1 protein-coding gene and 1 pseudogene are annotated in these 1,464 nt (G+C 71.7%); both read left to right on the top strand.

The genetic code is table 11. The features are described 5' to 3' along the window. A pseudogene (locus HUW36_RS32745) lies at positions 1-389 on the top strand (hypothetical protein); the annotation flags it as partial. A gap of 250 nt (positions 390-639) precedes the next feature. Continuing rightward, positions 640-1,464 (top strand): 30S ribosomal protein S2 (rpsB, locus tag HUW36_RS32740; protein WP_174531572.1); only part of this gene is annotated, 825 nt, incomplete at its 3' end.

Below are 1,464 nucleotides of genomic sequence, written 5' to 3'. Positions count from 1 at the left end.
CGGCGGCGGCGCCGAACCCGCTGGAGATGCCGACCGGTCCGATGCCGTCGGTGGTGCCCCGCACGGACGGGCCGCCGCCGGGCGACGGCGTCTACCGGACCCGGCGCCCGGCGCTCGCGGTGCTGCTGGCGGTGCTGGTGCTGGTGCTGGAGGTGCCCGCGTTGCGGGTGTTGCTGCACGGGCTGGTGGGCGACCCGGTGTCCACGTCGCACGTGGTGGTGGGGACGTTCCTGGTGGTCGGGCTGCCGATCTTCGGCGCCGGCCTGTACGGGCTGCGCACGGGTGGTCTGGCGCTCGCCGACGGCAGTCGGGGCTGGCTGCGCCCGCCGACGGCGTACCTGACCGTCGGTCTGGTGCTCTTCCTGGCCGCCGCCCTCGCCGCCGGCTGACCGCCGGGCCGACCCCGGGCGGGCAGGAAACACACCCCGGGGCCGGGGTGCGGAGAAGGCGCGTACACTTGTCGACTGGCGACCGCCTCGCGCGGTCGACCTCGCGTGCCCTCTCCACGGTCCATCCGTGGGGCGACGGCCTCCCTGGTCCCGGTCTGACGTACCGGGCCCACCCTGGCCGGCGACCGGGCGCCAGGCGTCCGGCCGCCGGCCGGACGGACAACCAGGGACAACGTAGGAGTAACCCACCATGGCCGTCGTGACCATGCGTCAGCTGCTGGAGAGCGGTGTGCACTTCGGGCACCAGACCCGGCGCTGGAACCCGAAGATGAAGCGCTTCATCTTCACCGAGCGCAACGGTATCTACATCATCGACCTGCGCCAGACGCTCGACTACATCGAGAAGGCGTACGAGTTCGTGCGCACCACCGTCGCCGGTGGGGGCAGCATCCTGTTCGTCGGCACCAAGAAGCAGGCCCAGGAGGCCATCGCCGAGCAGGCGACCCGGGTCGGCCAGCCGTACGTCAACCACCGCTGGCTCGGTGGCATGCTGACCAACTTCCAGACGGTGTACAAGCGGCTGCAGCGGATGAAGGAGCTCGAGGCCCTGGGTGACCTGAGCGGCACCGCCGCCGGTTACACCAAGAAGGAGACCCTCCAGCTCTCCCGCGAGAAGATCAAGCTCACCAAGACCCTCGGTGGTCTGCGGGACATGCAGAAGCTCCCGGCCGCGGTCTGGATCGTCGACACCAAGAAGGAGCACATCGCCGTCGACGAGGCCCGCAAGCTGGGCATCCCGGTGATCGCGGTGCTCGACACCAACTGCGACCCGGACGAGGTCGACTTCCCGATCCCGGGCAACGACGACGCGATCCGCTCGGCCGAGCTGCTGACCAAGGTCGTCGCGGCCGCCGTCGCCGACGGTCTGATCGCCCGCTCCGGCCGCAACCGCGGCGCCGACGAGAAGCCCGAGGCGGGCCAGGTCGGCGCCGACGAGCCGCTGGCCGAGTGGGAGCGCGAGCTGCTCGAGGAGCCGAAGAAGGCCGACGAGCAGCCCGCCGCCGCCGAGCAGGCC

Source organism: Micromonospora maritima, from assembly GCF_902825405.1.
GTDB lineage: Bacteria > Actinomycetota > Actinomycetes > Mycobacteriales > Micromonosporaceae > Micromonospora > Micromonospora maritima.
This window is presented reverse-complemented; position numbering and strand designations above follow the sequence as displayed.